This is a genomic window from Actinomycetota bacterium (genome assembly GCA_018830725.1).
In the GTDB taxonomy this organism is placed as follows: domain Bacteria; phylum Actinomycetota; class Humimicrobiia; order JAHJRV01; family JAHJRV01; genus JAHJRV01.
In genome coordinates this window covers 97,451-115,345 of the sequence record JAHJRV010000094.1, presented here as the reverse complement: position 1 = coordinate 115,345, position 17,895 = coordinate 97,451, and the positions used below count along the sequence as shown (strand labels likewise).

The following is a 17,895-nucleotide window of genomic DNA, read 5'->3' as shown; positions in this document are numbered from 1 at the left end:
GAGGATATAGGATTTAACCAGTTTCAATATGCTGACGGGGTGACAGTTATAGAGTGGGGAAATAAGATGAAAGAATTATTAGCCTTTGACCATCTTCAGGTAAATTTTGATTATTATGAGAATAAAAAAAGAAAAATAAAAATTGTCCCTAATGGAAAAAGTTGGGAAAAACGATTGAATAAAATTAGGTTGATTATTTAATTTTTATAAAAATGGGTGATGAATGCTTTGGGTATACTTTCTTGACCGAAAATGTCTGCGAAAGTATACCACAAAGCTATTAATAAATCTAAATTTGTGAAGGTGACGGATTAAATATGTATATATTAGGAATTGAAACAACTACTCCAAAAATGTCAATAGCATTATCTGAAGATGAAAAGCTTTTAGAGGAGGTTTCAGGGAATTATGAAAATTCCCATGTTGTTAAAATAATTCCAAAGATTGACCATATCTTGAAAAAAAATAAATTAAGTTTAAGTCAAATAGATTTAGTTGGAGTTGATATAGGGCCAGGAATGTTCACTGGAACAAGAATAGGGTTAACAGTGGTAAAAACCTTTAGCCAGGTGAATTCTATAGATATTGTAGGAATCACATCTTCGCATGCTCTTGCATATCAAGCAATGAAATTAATTTATCAATTAAAAAATGAAAATATTCAGAATGAAGAATTATGTATCCTTCCTTTAATAAATGCTAAAAGGGAAGAAGTATATTGCTCCTTTTTCACTTGCAGGAACAGTACTTTGAATAAGATTTGCGAAGATGAACTAATGAAAATGGATGAATTAGAACAAAAGGTATTCAAATTAATTGGAATGTATAAAAAGGTAGTTCTTTGTGGAAATATTTTAATTGACTACCCGTTTATTACCAGTAAATTTGAAAAAGAGGAAAAAGTGATGATTTTGAGAGATGTGATTGTACCAAAAGCTAGCGCTATAAATATTTTAGCTTTTCAAAAATGTGGTAAAGAAGTGATTGATGATTATATAAAACTAAATCCAATATATGTAAGAAAGTTTAAACCATTTGGAAAATAGATTAAGTCTTTTATAAATATATTTTATAAACCATTTCATTCATATTTTAAATATTATTGAATATTTCATTCTATGAACCGTTATGATTTAAGTGAAATAAAAATTTATCCTTTGAGTATTAAAGATATAAATCAGGTTTATGCTATTGAAGTTGAGACTTTTCCAACTCCATGGAGCAGGAAAAGTTTTGTGTCACAATTATTAGGAAGGAGATCTAATATATACCTTGTAGCAAAAAAGAACAATGAGGTTATTGGATATACAGGAATAGTTAAAAAAAATAAAAGTGGGCATATTACTACAATAGCGGTAAGGTCTGACTTTAAAAGGAAAAAAATAGGAACATTGTTATTGATTTCATTAATCAGGAAGGCAATAAAAAGGGGGATAACAAGATTATTTTTGGAGGTAAGACAGTCAAACATAATTGCACAAAAATTTTATGCGAAATTTAATTTTTTTACTGCTGGAAAAATAAGAGGATATTATTCAGATAGTGGTGAGGATGCCTTAGTAATGGTGGTAGATGATATTACAAATTATGAATATAAAAATATAATTCTAAAATTAGAGAGAGAACGTAAAACATAATCAGTTTCACAAATGAAGACATTACAGAATTGTTAAAAAGAGTATTGAAAGAAGGGAATATATATTTTGATAGGTAAAAATATAATTTTAGGTATAGAAACATCCTGTGATGATACAACAGCAGCAGTTTTGAAGGATGGTCATAAAGTTTTATCAAATATTATAGCTACGCAGGAAGAACTACATGAAGGTTTTGGTGGTATAGTACCAGAAGTTGCATCAAGAAAACATATAGAGCTTATAAATATTGTAATAAAGCAAGCCCTAAAAAGAGCAAATGTGGATTTTAAAGATTTAACTGCTGTTGGCGTAACCAATGGACCAGGTCTGATTGGTTCACTACTTATTGGATTGGCAGCAGCAAAAGCAATTTGCTATAGTTTAAACATTCCGTTAATTGGGGTTAATCATGTATTAAGTCATATGTATGCAAATTTTATAGAAAATCCCGATATCAAGAGACCTATTGTAAGTTTGGTTGCATCTGGAGGTCATACATCAATTTACCTTTTAAAAGAGAATGATGAGTTTGAAATTTTAGGTTCAACTTTAGATGATGCAGCCGGGGAGGTTTTAGATAAAATAGCCAGATTTCTAAATATTGGTTATCCTGGGGGACCAGCTATTGAAAGAATATCAATTAATAGAAATGCTGATGCTTATAAATTACCAAGACCGATGCTGAAAAAAGGTTTAAATTTTAGCTTTAGTGGTTTAAAAACTGCAGTCATTTATATGGTAAGAAAGGATAAGACTTTGCTTTCTCGAAAGAATATACCAGATTTAGCTGCAAGTTTTCAGAAAGCTGTAATGGATGTTTTAGTGGAAAAAACTTTAAGAGCTGCATTAAGTTACGAAGTTCCAACTATTGCACTTGCTGGGGGTGTATCCTCAAACAGTTATTTAAGAAGCGAGATGAAAAAAAGAGCAGAATCTTATGGTGTTGATGCTATTTATCCTCCCAAGGAGTATTGTACAGATAATGCTGCAATGGTGGCATGTCTTGCTTATTACAAATTAAAGAAAGGTCAGATAAGTAATATAGATATAGATGCATATTCACAGATTTCTTTAAAAACATGAAATTTTTAATTTGTCATTACGAGGAGCGTAAGCGACGAAGCAATCTCATTAATAAAATATTTATAAAAGCAGAAGAGATGTTGATAAAAAGATTTTTAAAGAGAAGAAATATCTTAATAGTGTTTTGTGTAATAAGTGGAATTCTTCTGGCAGTATCTTTTCCAAAATACGGATTTTTAGCATGGATTGCACTTATACCTTTACTCTTTTCTTTATATTATTGCACAAAAAAAGAAGCATTTTTTTTGGGTTTTATTACTGGCTTTTTATTCTTTGGTGGTCAGATGTATTGGAATTGGTATGTTACTCCAATTGCATGGATAGGTTTAACTATACTATGTTCAATTTATTTTTCAATTCTTAGTTTTTTTCTACATCTTTTATTAAGAGAAACAAAATCATGGATAAGAATTCTTTTAATTTCAACATTTTGGGTAATATTTGAATTTTTATGGTCTCTTACTCCACTGGCTTTTGGATGGGGAATTTTAGGAAACTCTCAACACTTTTTTCTGCCTTTGCTTCAGATAGTAAGAATAACTGGAGTCTACGGAGTGTCTTTTTTGATAGTTTTCTTTAATATGACTGTTTTAGAGGCACTTCAACTTTTCCAGATAAGTAGTTTTAAAAATTTAGGTAGTCTTATAAAGCATTTAATAAGATTTTTCAGAAAAAAGAGATGGTTGCTTTATAATTCAAAATATTTATTTTCCTCAATTATTTTGATTATTTTAATTCTTATATACGGTTTTTTTACTTTTTTAAACAATAATCCTAAAAACATTTTTTTTGAAAATCTAAATAAAATAGAAATATCGCTGATACAACCTAATATACCTCAGAGTATAAAAATATCAGGTCAACACATAGATTCCATATTAGAAATTTTGGAAAATCTTTCTATAGAAGCTGCAAAGAATAACCCCGATTTAATTGTTTTTCCTGAATCTGCAACCTCTTTAGTATTTATAGAGGATGAAACAGATTTATATTTTAATTGGACAAAAAAATTGCTTGGTGAGATAAAAACAAATCTTCTTAAAGGGGTTTTTACCAGAAATGAGGAGGGGAATTTACATAATTCCGTAATTTTACTGGATAAAAAGGGAAAGCTGATAGATGTATATGAGAAAATTCACCCCATACCATTTGGCGAATTTGTGCCAGCAAGAAGATTTATAGGTAATATTGGTCCTCTAAGATTATTAAGAGAAGATGTAGTAGCAGGTAAAAAATATACAGTTTTTCCAATTTCTCAAGGTAAGATTGGTTCAATAATTTGTTTTGAATCTGCTCTACCACAGATACCTCGAAAATTGAGAAATAATGGAGCTCAAATTTTATTTGTGGTCACAAACGATGGTTGGTTTAAAAATAGCATTGAACTTGAACAACATTTCTATATGGGTAGAGTAAGAGCAGTAGAAAATGGAGTATATTTTGTGCAATGTGCAAATACTGGAATTTCGGGTGTTTTTGCTCCAAATGGAAAGGAATTAGATGCTACACGTAAAAATGAAGCTTGCACTTTAACTACATCTGTATACTTTATGCCAGAACAAACCTTCTATTCTAAATATGGTGATATTTTTTCCTATATATGTCTTTTAATATTTTTTATATGGATAATTTTAAAGCTACCCATTTAAACCATCAATGATAGAAACAATTAAATTGTAATTCTGAGCACATTCGCTAAGCTTGTCCTGAACGTTAGCGAAGGATCTCCTTTCAGGCCAGGCTCTGAGCGAAGCGAATGGACATAGATAATTTTTATTATGGGTAGATTTTGTAAAGTAATCGTGGAAACGGGATAGTTTCACGGATATGTTTTAATTTACATATCCAGGCTACTGTTCTTTCAATTCCCAAGCCAAATCCTGAATGAGGAACTGTTCCGTATTTTCTTAAATCTAAATACCACTTAAAAGCATCTCTCGGTAAATTATGTTCCATTATTTTCTCTTCTAACAATTCTAAGTTATCTATTCTTTGACCACCCCCGATAATCTCCCCATAACCTTCTGGTGCAATTAAGTCATTACTTAGAGAAACATCAGGTCTTTCAGGGTCTGGTTTCATATAGAATGCCTTACACTTCATTGGATAATGATGGATAAAAACAGGTTTATCAAAGCTTTTAGAAATTATAGTTTCCTCACCAGCTCCAAAATCATCACCCCAATTTATGTCCTTACTTTTCTTTTTTAATATCTCTAATGCTTCATCATAAGATATCTTTGGAAATGGTGGTTTTATAATTTCTAGTTTACTTAAATTTCTTTCTAATATTTCAAGTTCATTTCTTCTATTTTTTAGAACTGTTTGAACAATATAAGTAACAAATTCCTCTTGTATCTCAATATTATCTTCCCAATCAAAATATGCCATTTCTGGTTCTATCATCCAGAATTCCATTAAATGTCTTCGGGTTTTAGACTTTTCTGCTCTAAATGTTGGGCCATAGCAATAAACTTTTCCAAAAGACATTATAGTTGCTTCATTATATAATTGTCCGCTTTGGCTAAGATATGCCATCTGGTCAAAATATTTTGTTTCAAATAAAGTGCTTGTTCCTTCGCAAGCAGCAGGTGTTAATATAGGAGTATCTATATTAATAAATCCATTTTTATCTAAATACTCTCTGCAGGCTTTTATTACTTCAGCTCTTATTTTTAGTATTGCATGTTGTTTTTTAGATCTAAGCCAGAGGTGACGATTTTTCATTAAAAATCCTACTCCATGGGATTTTGGAGTTATGGGATAATCAGATACAATCTGCAAGATTTTTATATCATTAATAAAAAGTTCGTATCCTCCAATAGCTCTTTCTTCCTTATGAACATTACCTGTAACTATTAAAGATGATTCCTGGGTTATTTTTTGAGCTGATTCAAAAACTTTATTATCTACATTATTTTTTGAAACAACACATTGCATTATTCCTGTACCGTCTCTTATTAAAAGAAATACTATATTTCCACTTGAACGTTTATTATACAACCATCCTTTTATTATTACTTTCTTTCCATCATATCTTGAAACGTCATTAATATATGTGTCTTTTACCAATTTTAGGCTCCTCTGAATTTATTATTTAATAAAGTTTTTAAAATATTAGTGTCAAATTAATAAGAAAGGTAATTTCTATTTAATTTAAAAGGGTCATTTCTAATAAGTTATTACAAGTTAATAAAAAATTGTTGTTTTTTATTGAAAATAATTATAGAATATATAATATTGATTTTAGAAAAATTGTCATATAAGATATATAATAATTTTAGCACTTTTTCTTAAGGAGTGCTAAAATTTGTATGGTAGGAACTATTTATAAAATAATTTTGTATTTTTAAAAAATCATTTAAGAATTAAGTTCTCAATTTAAAGTCTTTTGACAAAAAAATATAATTAGAAAGGAGAGAAACATTATGAAATTAAGACCACTTGGAGATAGAGTAATTGTTCTACCAAAAGAGAGTGAAGATATTACCAGAAGTGGGATAGTTATTCCTGACACAGCTAAGGAAAAGCCACAAGAGGGTGAAGTGATAGCTGTAGGACCAGGAAGGTTTGAAGAAGGGAAGAGAATCCCTCTGGATGTTAAGGTTGGGGATAAAATTATTTACTCAAAATATGGTGGAACTGAAGTAAAAATAGAAGGCAAAGAACACTTAATTTTAAGAGAAAGTGATATACTTGCTATAATAAAAAAATAATTAAAAGGAGGAATAATATATGGCAAAAGAGATTAAATTTGGCGAAGATGCAAGGAGAGTTTTAGAAAGAGGAGTTAACAAATTAGCTGATGCGATAAAAATAACATTAGGTCCAAAAGGAAGAAATGTAGTTTTAGAGAGAAAATTTGGTTCACCGACTATTACTAATGATGGTGTAACAATAGCAAGGGATATTGATGTTGAAGATGTTTGGGAGAATGTTGGAGTTCAGTTACTAAAAGAGGTAGCTACAAAAACAAACGATGTTGCTGGAGATGGTACTACCACAGCTACTTTGCTTGCTCAAGCTATGATTAGAGAAGGCTTTAGAAATGTGGCAGCTGGAGCAAATCCTATGTTATTAAAAAAAGGGATAGAAAAAGGTGTTGAAATGGCTGTAAAACAGATTCATAAAATGAGTCAGTCAATAGCAACTGAGAAAAAGAAGATAGCTGAAGTTGCTGCTATTTCTGCAAATGATCCAGAAATTGGAGAGAAAATAGCTGAATCTATGGAAAAAGTAGGGAAGGATGGAGTTATTACAGTTGAGGAATCACAAAAATTTGGGATTGAAATTGAGGTTGTGGAGGGTCTTCAATTTGACAGAGGTTATATATCCCCATATATGGTAACAGATGCTGAGAGAATGGAAGCTGTTCTTGATGAACCATATATATTAATACTGAATAAAAAATTAGGAGCAATTGCTGAATTGCTTCCAGTTTTAGAAAAGGTAATGCAAGCAGGAAAACCTTTACTATTAATAGCTGAAGATGTTGAAGGAGAGGCACTGGCAACTATTGTTGTTAATAAAATTAGAGGAACATTTATCTGTGTTGCAGTAAAAGCCCCAGGTTTTGGTGATAGAAGAAAAGAAATGTTACAGGATATAGGCGTAGTAACTGGTGGAACAATGATCAGTGAAGAATTAGGAATAAAATTAGAAAATGTCAAACTTGATATGTTAGGAAGAGCAAGACAAGTAAAAATAGATAAGGAAAATACAACAATAATTGAAGGTAAAGGTAAAGTTGATGATATAAAAGGAAGAATAAAGCAGATAAAGGCTGAAATTGAGCAGAGTGATTCAGAATTTGATAGAGAAAAATTACAAGAAAGATTGGCGAAACTATCTGGAGGAGTTGCTGTAATCAAAGTAGGTGCTGCAACTGAAACTGAACTTAAAGAAAAAAAGCACAGGATTGAAGATGCTCTTTCAGCAACTAAAGCTGCTGTTGAGGAAGGTATAGTACCTGGTGGTGGAGTAGTATTAATTGATTCAATTTCAGCAATAGATGAAACCAAATTTGATGGAGATATAAAAACAGGTGTCTTAATTGTTAAGAAATCTCTAACTGAACCGATTAGATGGATTGCTAATAATGCTGGTTATGAAGGTGCATTAATAGTAGAGGAGGTTAAGAAATTACCTAAAGGTGAAGGACTTGATGCTTTAACAGGAAAATATGTAAATATGGTAGATTCTGGAATAATTGACCCAGCTAAGGTAACAAGAGCTGCTCTACAAAATGCAGCAAGCATTGCTGCAATGCTTCTCACAACTGAGGTTATTGCAGCTGAAGTTCCAGAAAAGAAAGAAACACCACCAATGCCAGGTGGATACCCACCTGGAATGATGTAAAAAAAAATTAATAAGTATCTATAGAAAATATCCCTCATCTGGCCCCCTTTATCATCTAAGATGTGGGATATTTTTCTATTTAAAAAGGTTAAATAGTTGAAGAATAATTTTTTAGATGATTTAAATCAGATTCAAAAAAAAGCAGTAGTTTATAATAATGGTCCACTACTTATATTTGCTGGAGCAGGTACTGGGAAGACAAGAGTAATCACCTACAAAGTAGCATATCTTCTTGAGCAAAAATTAGCTACACCACAAGAAATATTAGCAATAACCTTTACAAATAAAACTGCAAACGAGATGAAAATAAGAGTTGAGCGACTTATTGGTGAAAATGCTCAAGATATTTGGATTAAAACTTTTCATTCAACATGTACAAAGATATTAAGAAATGAGATTGAAAGGTTAGGTTATGGTAGGAACTTTGTTATTTATGATGAGATTGATCAAATAAAGCTCGTAACAGAATGTATGAAAGAACTTGATATAGACCGCAAAAGATTTAATCCAAAAGCAATATTAAACTTGATAAGTGCTGCAAAGGAAGAATTAATCGATCATGAGAAATACCCCGAAACTGTATCAGATCTTTATCAACAGATTGCATCTGATGTTTATAGCAGATATCAGGAAAGACTATTCAAAGCAAATGCACTTGATTTTGATGATCTTATTATGCTAACTGTAATTATCTTCAGACTTTTTCCTTCCGTGCTTAAAAAATATCAAGATAGATTCAAATATATATTAGTGGATGAATATCAGGATACAAATAGAGCACAATATTACTTAGTCAATTTACTTGCTTCTAAAAATAAGAATATTTATGTGGTTGGAGATGATGATCAAAGCATTTATAGCTGGAGGGGAGCAGATATCAGAAATATACTTGAATTTGAGCATGATTATCCAAATGCGAAAGTTATTAAGTTAGAACAGAATTATCGTTCAACAAAATTAATTTTAGGTGCAGCAAATAATGTAGTCAAAAACAATTTTTCAAGAAAGGGAAAGAATCTTTGGACGGATAATGAGAGAGGCAAAAAAGTTTTTATATTTGAAGCTGAGGATGAGCACAATGAAGCATCATTTGTTATACATGAAATTAAAAGATTAATAAAAAATAGGGATTTTAAATATAATGATTTTTCTGTATTTTATAGAACACATGCTCAATCAAGAGTTATAGAAGATATATCTTTAAAAAAAGGTATTCCTTATAAGATTGTTGGTGGTGTAAGATTTTATGACAGGATGGAAATAAAAGATATTACAGCATATTTAAGATTAATTTCTAACTCTAATGATATAGTTAGTCTTCACAGAATTATTAATGTACCTCATCGAAGGATAGGGAAGATGACTATTTCTGCTATATCAAAGTTTGCTAAGATAAATAATATAACCTTTAATGAATCTTTGCAGAAATACGAAGAAAATCATTTACTCTCTATAAATATGAGGACAAAAATAAAAAAATTTATTAAGATGATAGATTATCTAAGAGATTATTCATCAAAGAACGGTTTAGATAAATTTTTAGTTGAGGTTTGGACTAAGACAGGATATATAAAAGAGTTAGAGGATGAGAAGACATTAGCAGCGCAATTCAGAATAGAAAATCTTAAAGAACTTCTTACAGTAGTAAAGGAGTTTTTAAGTGAAAATCCTGAGGGAGATTTGGATCAATTTCTGGAAGAGATGTCACTTATTGCAAATATTGATACATATAAAGAAGGTGAAAATTTTCTAACATTGATGACACTTCATAATGCGAAAGGATTGGAATTTAAAGTGGTATTTATAGTTGGAATGGAAGAAGGAATTTTTCCTCACGCCTTATCTTTAGATGATATCCGACAATTAGAAGAAGAAAGAAGATTGTGCTATGTGGGTATGACCAGAGCAAAGAAGTTACTATATATGGTATATGCAATTTCCAGGAATTTATATGGGGGTATATATTTTAATCCAGAATCCAGATTCTTAAGAGAAATTCCCGATGAGTTTATTGAGGAAGTAAAAGAACCTGAATTAGGAGTAATTAGAGAAAAGTTAGAAAAATTTAATATTGGTGATAGAGTAGTTCATAAGAAATGGGGAATGGGTGAAATATTGGACTTAAAGGAAATTATTAATGATACCGAAGCATATGTTCTCTTTGACGATTTTGGTTTAAAACATCTCCTTTTGAACTATGCAAAGTTGGATAGAGTAACAAAATAAATCTTTTTATTTTTAAAATTATATAAACTATTTACGCTTTTTGCGTCTCATTGATTTTCTTAGTTTTTTATGTTTATGTTTTTTTATTTTCTTTCTTCTTTTCTTAATTAAAGAACCCATATTTACTCCTTTAAATAATTTTCATTTCTCCCTCCTAGTTAACCATATTTTTTTAGTTTTGTATCCTAATATTATGGAGTTGACCAATATTACTATTTTTTATATTTTAGATATTAAAAAAATCTAAAAAATCTAAAGAAGGATTTGATATTATTATTAAATTTTTATTTCATTATATCAATTAGTTGTAATAAAATATAAAGATATTTTCAATTTAGTTAAAATTTTTTAAATAGTTATGTATTTTGAATGTACTTTTAATAATTTAATTAAACTCTTTTTTAAGGAACAAACTGTAAACCTATCTCGTTTATAGTATATATAAGTTATAATTATTACAAAAAAATATCAATAAATTATAAAAGAAAAATTTTTAAAAGGGAAGTAAATGTCTAAAAAGGTCTCTGAAAAAAGATATAAGGTAACTTTTTTACCGGAGAATAAATCTATATATATATTTAAAGGTGAAACCATTTTTGATGCTTCTATGAATGCGGGAATTTTTCTTGATTCTGAATGTGGGGGAGTGGGAACATGTGGAAGGTGTAAGGTAATTTTAAAATCTGGACAGGTAGAGAAAGTTCAGAGCGAACTTCTAAGTTCTGAGGATAAGGAGAGAGGATATGTTTTGGCATGTCAGACATATCCTAAAAGTGATTTAATTGTTGAAGTTATAGTTATAGAAATTGAGGAAGCATCGATTCAGGAAGGTCTTTTAGTAAAGGATACAATGAAATTGGAACCAACTGAGAAAGTATTAGCGGGGATAAAAAGATTAGATATTAGAGATGTTAAAATTCTTCCAAGAGTTGTAAAAAGGTTAATGACTGTAGAACCTCCTTTAATTGGTAGGAGTAGTTCTGATAAATATAGATTAGAGATAGCACTAAAGCAACAATTAGGTTTAGAAGATTGCTTTATTCCTTTAGAAATTCTTAAGAAATTACCTGGTACATTAAGAAAAGGAAAATGGACGATAACTGTTACCTTAGACGAGATTTCAAAGGATTTAATTGATATAGAACCCGGAAATACTACCAGAGAGAGTTATGGATTGGCTTTGGATGTTGGAACTACTACAGTAGTAGTATATTTAGTTAATCTAAATAATGGAAAAATTCTTGCTAGTGCATCTGAGTATAATAAGCAGATAAGAGCTGGGGAGGATGTAATATCAAGGATTGTCTACTCATTAAAAGGTGCTGGATTGGAGGTTTTACAAGGATTAATTGTTGAAACTATCAATGAATTAGTATTTGAAGTTTGTAAAAGAGCAGGAGTAAATCCAGAAAAGATACACTCAATTGTTTGTGCAGGAAATACAATTATGTTGCATTTTTTGCATGGAGTGTCACCTAAATATTTGAGGGAGGAGCCATATGTACCTGTAGCAAATATATTTCCACCAGTTAGTTCAAAAGAAATATTTTTAGAACATACACCTAAAGCAATTGTAAGATGTGCTCCTTCAGTAGCAAGTTATGTTGGTGGAGATATAGCTGCTGGATTGCTTGTTTCAAAATTAGCTGAACAGGAAAAATTAACATTATTTTTGGATATAGGTACAAATGGTGAGTTAGTAATTGGTAATTCACAATGGATGGTATCTACATCTTGTTCAGCAGGTCCAGCTTTTGAAGGTGGAGGAGTTAAAGATGGAATGAGAGCGATTAGAGGTGCAATTGAAGTTGTTAAAATAGATCCAAAAACCTTAAAATCATATATTAAGGTAATAGGTGGGTTGAAGCCCAAGGGAATTTGTGGATCAGCAATGATAGACTTACTGGGTCAACTTTACATAACTGGAATTATAAATAGGAAAGGAAAATTTAACACAGATTTAAATTCACCTTATATCGTAATTGATAAGGTAAATCCGTACTATATTATAGCTAAAGCTGAGGAAACCGCCACAAAAAAGGATATAGTTATTTCAGAAATTGACATTGATAACTTAATAAGAGCAAAAGGTGCTATTTATGCTGGTATAACAACCCTTTTAGAAGAGGTAGGACTTACAAAAGACAATTTGGAACAGATTTTTATTGCAGGTGGATTTGGTCATTTTATCAATGTTAAAAATGCGATAATTATTGGTATGCTTCCAGACCTTCCCGAGGAAATATTTACATTTTTAGGAAATACATCAGTCGCTGGAGCTTATTTAGCTTTAATTAATAGAGACAAATACAAAGAGATGGAAAAAATCTCAAGGAATATAACTTATATAGAATTGTTTAATAACAATAAATTTTATGAAAGATATATTGCATCATTATTTCTTCCTTACACCCACATTGAAGAATTCCCATCAGTGAAAAAGATGCTAATAGAAAGGGGAGTATTTATATAAGAATGAGTCATACAATTGCTATCTCAGGTAAAGGTGGAACAGGAAAAACAACTATTTCCGCTTTAATAATAAAATATCTGATAGAAAAAAAACATATACCAGTGCTTGCTGTTGATGCTGATCCAAACTCGAACCTTTACTATTATTTAGGAGTTGAAAAAGAGGATACCATAGGTAATTTGAGGGAGGAGGTATTAAAAGAAGCCAAATCAGGGAAAATACCTGCTGGCATCTCCAAAGAAACAGTATTTGAACTGAAATTTCAAAGATCTATTGTTGAAAATAAGGGATTTGATTTATTAACAATGGGTAGACCAGAGGGACCGGGTTGTTATTGTTATGCAAATATTGTTTTGCGAAGATATGTAGATGAGCTATCAAAAAATTATAAATTTATTGTAATAGATAATGAAGCTGGAATGGAACATTTAAGTAGGAGAACCACACAAAATATTGAAGATCTGCTTATTATATCTGATCCTACACCAATAGGAATAATTACTGCAGGGAGAATAAGAAATTTGGTTTATGAGCTTGAACTAAATGTGAACAATATTTATTTAGTACTAAATAGAATTAATTTGCTATCAAATGAAGCAACTAAAGAACTAATAAAAAAACAAAATTTAAATCTTCTGGGTACAATTGCAGAAGACAAGATTTTAAATGAATATAGTTTTAATGAAAAATCCATTTTAGAGCTCCCATCAGATTCAGCATCATTTTTGTCAATAAATGCTATAATTGAAAAGTTGGGGCTAACTCAAATTTAAAAAATCTAATAAATATTAAAATAATTTATTTGATATAATAATTTCCATTGTTTAGATAGTTTCTCTAAATTAGGAGGTGAAGTATTGACATTTGAGATTCCTATTAAATCTGGTGCTTCAAGAATAAACGAAGTTATAATTGGAACTGAACCTGCTCAGGTAAAAATTGGTGGTCAAAACTGTTTGCCTTTTCATAACTTCGAAGGAGAGATTCCCAATAAACCGATTATAGCTTTTGAGGTTTATGATGTTAAACCAGAAAATTGGCCAAATTGGCTTACAAAATATTATGAAGATGTATTTCATGACCCAATTTTGTGGGCTAAGAAATGTGTTGATGATTACAATGCGGAAGCAATCAATCTAAACTTAACCAGTGCTGATCCAGGTGGATTGGATGCAGACCCAATAAAGGTTGCTGAAACTACAAAGAAAATAAGGGGTGAGATAGCAGTTCCATTAATAGTTTATGGTTGTGGAAATCTTGAGAAAGATTCAGTACTTCTTAAAAAAGTATTTGAAATTAATGCTGAAACTAATCTTTTAGCAGGTGCTGCGGAGGAAGACAATTACAAGCCAATAGCTGCAGCAGCATTAGGATTTAATAATAATGTAATTACTCTATCTCCTGTAGATATAAATTTAGCAAAACAGTTAAATATCCTGGTCACCCAATTAGGTGTAAAACCTGGATGCATTGTCATGGATCCAGTTTGTAGTGCTATAGGGTATGGAATTGAATATGCATATAGTATAAATGAAAGACTTAGAATAGCAGCATTATATCAGGGAGATAAAGCTGTTTCTAATCCGATAATAAATACAGTGGGTAGAGAAGTTTGGAAGATAAAAGAAAATAGACTGTCTAAAGAAGAAGCCCCTGAATGGGGGGATGAAGAATCAAGAGGTATCATATGGGAAGCTTCTACTGCTATGAGTCTCTTTCTTGCTGGTTCAGATATTATTACAATGAGACATCCAAAGGCTGTGACAATTGTAAAAGAAGTGATAAAGGAACTTCTTGGTGGGGAGGTGAAATAAGATGGCTATTTCAGGACTTGATATATTTAAGTTATTACCAAAAACAAATTGCAGGGATTGTGGTTTCCCTACATGTCTTGCATTTGCAATGCAACTTGCAGCAAAAAAGATTGAATTGAGTAAATGTCCTCATGTAACTGAAGAAGCCAAAAAGGCTCTTGAGGATGCTGCCAGACCTCCAATTATGCCTGTAACTATAGGAACTGGAGATTTCTCTTTCACAATTGGAGCAGAAACTGTTCTTTACAGACATGAGAAGAGATTTGAACATCGTCCATCTTTTGCTTATTTTATTTCCGATAGCATGGAAGATAGTCAAGTGGATGATATACTGAGCAGGATTAAAACACAAAAATGGGAAAGAGTAGGAGAGTTACTCCAGCCAAATTCAATTTATTTAAAATCTGAGGAAAATGATATTTCAAAATATGTTAAGTTGGTTGAAAAAATTGCTTCGAGTACAAAACTTTCACTAATTTTGATAAATGAGGATATAGAGGCTATCAAGCAAGCTCTCCAGTTCTGTTCTGATAGAAAGCCATTAATAGGGTCTGCAACTAAAGATAATATTAATGATTTTATTTCATTGGCTAAATCAGATTCTTACCCATTACTTATAAAGGGCGAAAGTATTGAGGATTTAATATCATTAACAACAAAAGCTTCTGATGAAGGTCTTAAGGAGATTGTGCTGGATTCTACTCCTAAAAATTTAAAGCAAGCCTTTAATCACCAAATCTATATTAGAAGAGCAGCCTTAGAAAGGAAAAACCAAGCATTGGGATATCCAACAATAATTTTTCCATTTAAGTTAACAGATGATGCTATAAAAGAGGCAGTAATTGCATCAATTTTTGTTGCAAAATATGCAGGAATTATTGTAATGAAAAATGTTGAACCAGAAAGTCTATATCCTCTTCTTGTATTAGCTCAGAATATATACACTGATCCCCAACGTCCTATGAGTGTTGAAGAAAAGATATATCCAATAGGAGATCCTGATGAAAAATCACCAGTATTAATAACAACTAACTTCTCGCTCACATATTTTCTTGTTTCTGGAGAAGTTGAGGGAAGTAAAGTGCCATCATGGCTCTTAATTATGGATACCGAAGGTCAATCTGTATTAACATCCTGGGCAGCTGGGAAATTTATTGCAGAGGGGATAGCAAAATTTGTTAAAAAGTCGGGAATTGAAGAAAAAGTTTCACATAAAAATATAATTATTCCTGGATATGTAGCTCAACTTAGTGGTGAATTAGAGGATGAATCCGGTTGGAAGGTTACAGTAGGTCCAAGAGAAGCAGCAGATATACCAAAATTCCTCCAAAATTATAAAATTTAGAGATTAATAGAAGATTTGGGCATATTCTTTCGTCTTAAAATTAGGGCAAGGCTTTAGCTTTACTTTAAAAGCAACCCTAAAGGGTTGCCCTACATCTATATCCTCTCCCCTGGTGGGAGAGGAGCAAGGAGAGGGGGAAGTGAATCTCATAAAAAATAAAAAAATAAAAAATGAAAGGAAAGGTGATAACTTTGAAAAGTGATTTAAAGATTGCTCAGGAAGCCCCAATCAAACCTATAAGTGAAATTGCAGAGATTATTGGGCTGACAGAGGATGACCTGGAGTTATATGGTAAGTATAAAGCCAAGGTAACCTTAGATATTTTAGAGCGAAATAAGGATAAACCAAACGGAAAATATATTGATGTAACATGCATAACACCAACTCCATTAGGTGAGGGTAAAACCGTAACTACAATTGGTCTTTCTCAAGCTCTAAACAAAATTGGTAAAAAGGCAATTACCTGTATAAGGCAACCATCATTAGGACCAGTTTTTGGAATAAAGGGAGGAGCAGCCGGGGGAGGATATTCACAGGTAATTCCAATGGAGGATTTTAATCTTCATTTGACTGGAGATGTTCATGCTGTAGGAATTGCACACAATTTACTTGCTGCATTCATGGATACTTCTATTTTAAAAGGAAACAAACTTAATATTAATCCATTTTCTATCACTCTAAACAGAGTAGTTGATATAAGCGATAGAGCAATGAGAAAAATAGTAATAGGTCTTGGTGGAAGAGCTAATGGAGTTCCACGAGAAACTGGGTATGATATCACAGTTGCATCAGAAGTAATGGCTATTTTAGCCCTGACTAATGGCTTATTTGATTTAAGGGAAAGACTCGGTAGAATGGTAATTGGTTCAAATTATGATGGTGAACCTGTTACAGCAGAGGATTTAAAGTGTGCTGGTGCAATGACAGTATTGCTTAAGGATGCAATAAAACCTAACTTACTTCAAACACTTGAGCACACTCCATGTTTTGTTCATACTGGACCTTTTGCAAATATTGCTCATGGAAATAGCTCAGTATTGGCTGATCTTATGGCTATAAAATTGGGGGATTATGTGGTCACAGAAAGTGGATTTGGCGCGGATTGTGGTGCTGAGAAATTTATGAATATTAAGTGTAGAGTAAGTGGATTAATACCAGATGCTGTAGTTATAGTTACAACAGTAAGAGCAATGAAAATGCATGGTGGAGCATTTACATTTCGTCCCGGAGCAAAACCACCCACTGCTGAAATTGAAAAGCCAAATCCTGATGCAGTTGCAAAAGGTTGTGAGAATCTCGTGAAGCAGATTGAAAATGTCTTGATACATGGGGTACCAGCAGTAGTTTGTGTAAATAAGTTTGACAGCGATACTGATGAAGAAATAGAAATTATAAAAGAAAAAGCCCTGGCAGCAGGTGCAGAGGATGCTGTTTTAAGTAATGTTTGGAGATATGGCGGAAAAGGTGGAGAGGATTTAGCAAGAGCAGTTGTTAAGGCAGCTGAAAAACCAAATAATTTCAAATTCTTGTATCCACTGGATATTTCAATAAAGGAAAAAATAGAAACGATAGCAACAAAGATTTATGGTGCAGCAGGAGTTGATTACGCACCACTTGCCAATAGAAAAATTGATCTATATACAAAACAAGGTTTTGATAAATTACCTTTATGTATGGCAAAAACTCATCTTTCACTTTCCCATGACCCTAAACTTTTAGGAAGACCAACTGGATATATTCTTCCTATAAGGGATATTAATGCGTCTGTGGGATCTGGTTTTCTATATCCTCTTTGTGGAGAGATGAGAACCATGCCAGGTCTTCCAAGTATCCCTGCAGGAACAAAAGTCGATATTGATGAAGATGGAAACACAGTAGGTCTATTTTAAAAAAATATTAAATTGATACAAAAATAAAGTTCACTGGAAACTTTGGGTATAATTTCTCACCTTAAATTTA

Annotated in this window: 15 protein-coding genes; 13 read left to right on the top strand and 2 right to left on the bottom strand. The window is 31.6% G+C overall.

From position 1 onward, the window contains the following. The 5 genes from KKC53_04710 to lnt form a co-directional block, all read left to right on the top strand. On the top strand, positions 1-201 hold a 201-nt coding region (locus tag KKC53_04710), incomplete at its 5' end, for a hypothetical protein (protein MBU2598463.1). Positions 202-317: 116 nt separating this feature from the next. Further along, the gene (gene tsaB, locus KKC53_04705; GenBank protein ID MBU2598462.1) at positions 318-1,046 is read left to right on the top strand and encodes a tRNA (adenosine(37)-N6)-threonylcarbamoyltransferase complex dimerization subunit type 1 TsaB; all 729 of its coding nucleotides are present in this window, start codon (positions 318-320) and stop codon (positions 1,044-1,046) included. Positions 1,047-1,118: 72 nt separating this feature from the next. Beyond that, the gene (gene rimI, locus KKC53_04700; protein ID MBU2598461.1) at positions 1,119-1,637 is read left to right on the top strand and encodes a ribosomal protein S18-alanine N-acetyltransferase; all 519 of its coding nucleotides are present in this window, start codon (positions 1,119-1,121) and stop codon (positions 1,635-1,637) included. 69 nt (positions 1,638-1,706) lie between these two features. Next, positions 1,707-2,720: a tRNA (adenosine(37)-N6)-threonylcarbamoyltransferase complex transferase subunit TsaD gene (gene tsaD / locus KKC53_04695; protein ID MBU2598460.1), complete on the top strand. Its 1,014-nt coding sequence runs from the start codon at positions 1,707-1,709 to the stop codon at positions 2,718-2,720. Positions 2,721-2,797: 77 nt separating this feature from the next. Next, positions 2,798-4,369 (top strand): apolipoprotein N-acyltransferase, encoded by a 1,572-nt coding sequence (gene lnt, locus KKC53_04690; protein MBU2598459.1) that lies wholly within the window; start codon positions 2,798-2,800, stop codon positions 4,367-4,369. A 127-nt stretch (positions 4,370-4,496) separates the two neighbouring features. On the opposite strand, the gene asnS is transcribed toward lnt, so the two are convergent. Continuing rightward, positions 4,497-5,792 carry an asparagine--tRNA ligase gene (asnS, locus tag KKC53_04685; protein ID MBU2598458.1) on the bottom strand — a complete coding sequence of 432 codons (1,296 nt, stop codon included), beginning with the start codon at positions 5,790-5,792 and terminating at the stop codon, positions 4,497-4,499. A gap of 356 nt (positions 5,793-6,148) precedes the next feature. On the opposite strand from asnS, the gene groES reads away from it, so the two are divergent. From groES to KKC53_04670, 3 genes are all read left to right on the top strand, one after another. Beyond that, positions 6,149-6,436: a co-chaperone GroES gene (gene groES / locus KKC53_04680; protein ID MBU2598457.1), complete on the top strand. Its 288-nt coding sequence runs from the start codon at positions 6,149-6,151 to the stop codon at positions 6,434-6,436. Positions 6,437-6,455: 19 nt separating this feature from the next. Further along, the gene (groL, locus tag KKC53_04675; protein ID MBU2598456.1) at positions 6,456-8,078 is read left to right on the top strand and encodes a chaperonin GroEL; all 1,623 of its coding nucleotides are present in this window, start codon (positions 6,456-6,458) and stop codon (positions 8,076-8,078) included. 96 nt (positions 8,079-8,174) lie between these two features. Then, on the top strand, positions 8,175-10,304 hold the full coding sequence (locus KKC53_04670) for a UvrD-helicase domain-containing protein (protein ID MBU2598455.1): 2,130 nt from the start codon (positions 8,175-8,177) through the stop codon (positions 10,302-10,304). Between the two features lie 27 nt (positions 10,305-10,331). Here the strand turns inward: KKC53_04670 and KKC53_04665 are convergent, their stop codons facing one another. Beyond that, positions 10,332-10,424 carry an AURKAIP1/COX24 domain-containing protein gene (locus tag KKC53_04665; protein MBU2598454.1) on the bottom strand — a complete coding sequence of 31 codons (93 nt, stop codon included), beginning with the start codon at positions 10,422-10,424 and terminating at the stop codon, positions 10,332-10,334. A gap of 388 nt (positions 10,425-10,812) precedes the next feature. On the opposite strand from KKC53_04665, the gene KKC53_04660 reads away from it, so the two are divergent. The 5 genes from KKC53_04660 to KKC53_04640 all read left to right on the top strand — a co-directional run bounded on the left by KKC53_04660 (position 10,813) and on the right by KKC53_04640 (position 17,825). Next, complete coding sequence (locus KKC53_04660; protein MBU2598453.1) at positions 10,813-12,777, top strand: DUF4445 domain-containing protein; 1,965 nt, start codon at positions 10,813-10,815, stop codon at positions 12,775-12,777. A 2-nt stretch (positions 12,778-12,779) separates the two neighbouring features. Beyond that, positions 12,780-13,550: an AAA family ATPase gene (locus tag KKC53_04655; GenBank protein MBU2598452.1), complete on the top strand. Its 771-nt coding sequence runs from the start codon at positions 12,780-12,782 to the stop codon at positions 13,548-13,550. Between the two features lie 84 nt (positions 13,551-13,634). Then, positions 13,635-14,591, top strand: coding sequence for an acetyl-CoA decarbonylase/synthase complex subunit delta (locus KKC53_04650; GenBank protein ID MBU2598451.1), 957 nt, complete (start codon positions 13,635-13,637; stop codon positions 14,589-14,591). A 1-nt stretch (position 14,592) separates the two neighbouring features. Then, complete coding sequence (locus KKC53_04645) at positions 14,593-15,936, top strand: acetyl-CoA decarbonylase/synthase complex subunit gamma (protein ID MBU2598450.1); 1,344 nt, start codon at positions 14,593-14,595, stop codon at positions 15,934-15,936. A 170-nt stretch (positions 15,937-16,106) separates the two neighbouring features. Beyond that, on the top strand, positions 16,107-17,825 hold the full coding sequence (locus KKC53_04640; GenBank protein MBU2598449.1) for a formate--tetrahydrofolate ligase: 1,719 nt from the start codon (positions 16,107-16,109) through the stop codon (positions 17,823-17,825). Positions 17,826-17,895: the final 70 nt, after the last annotated feature.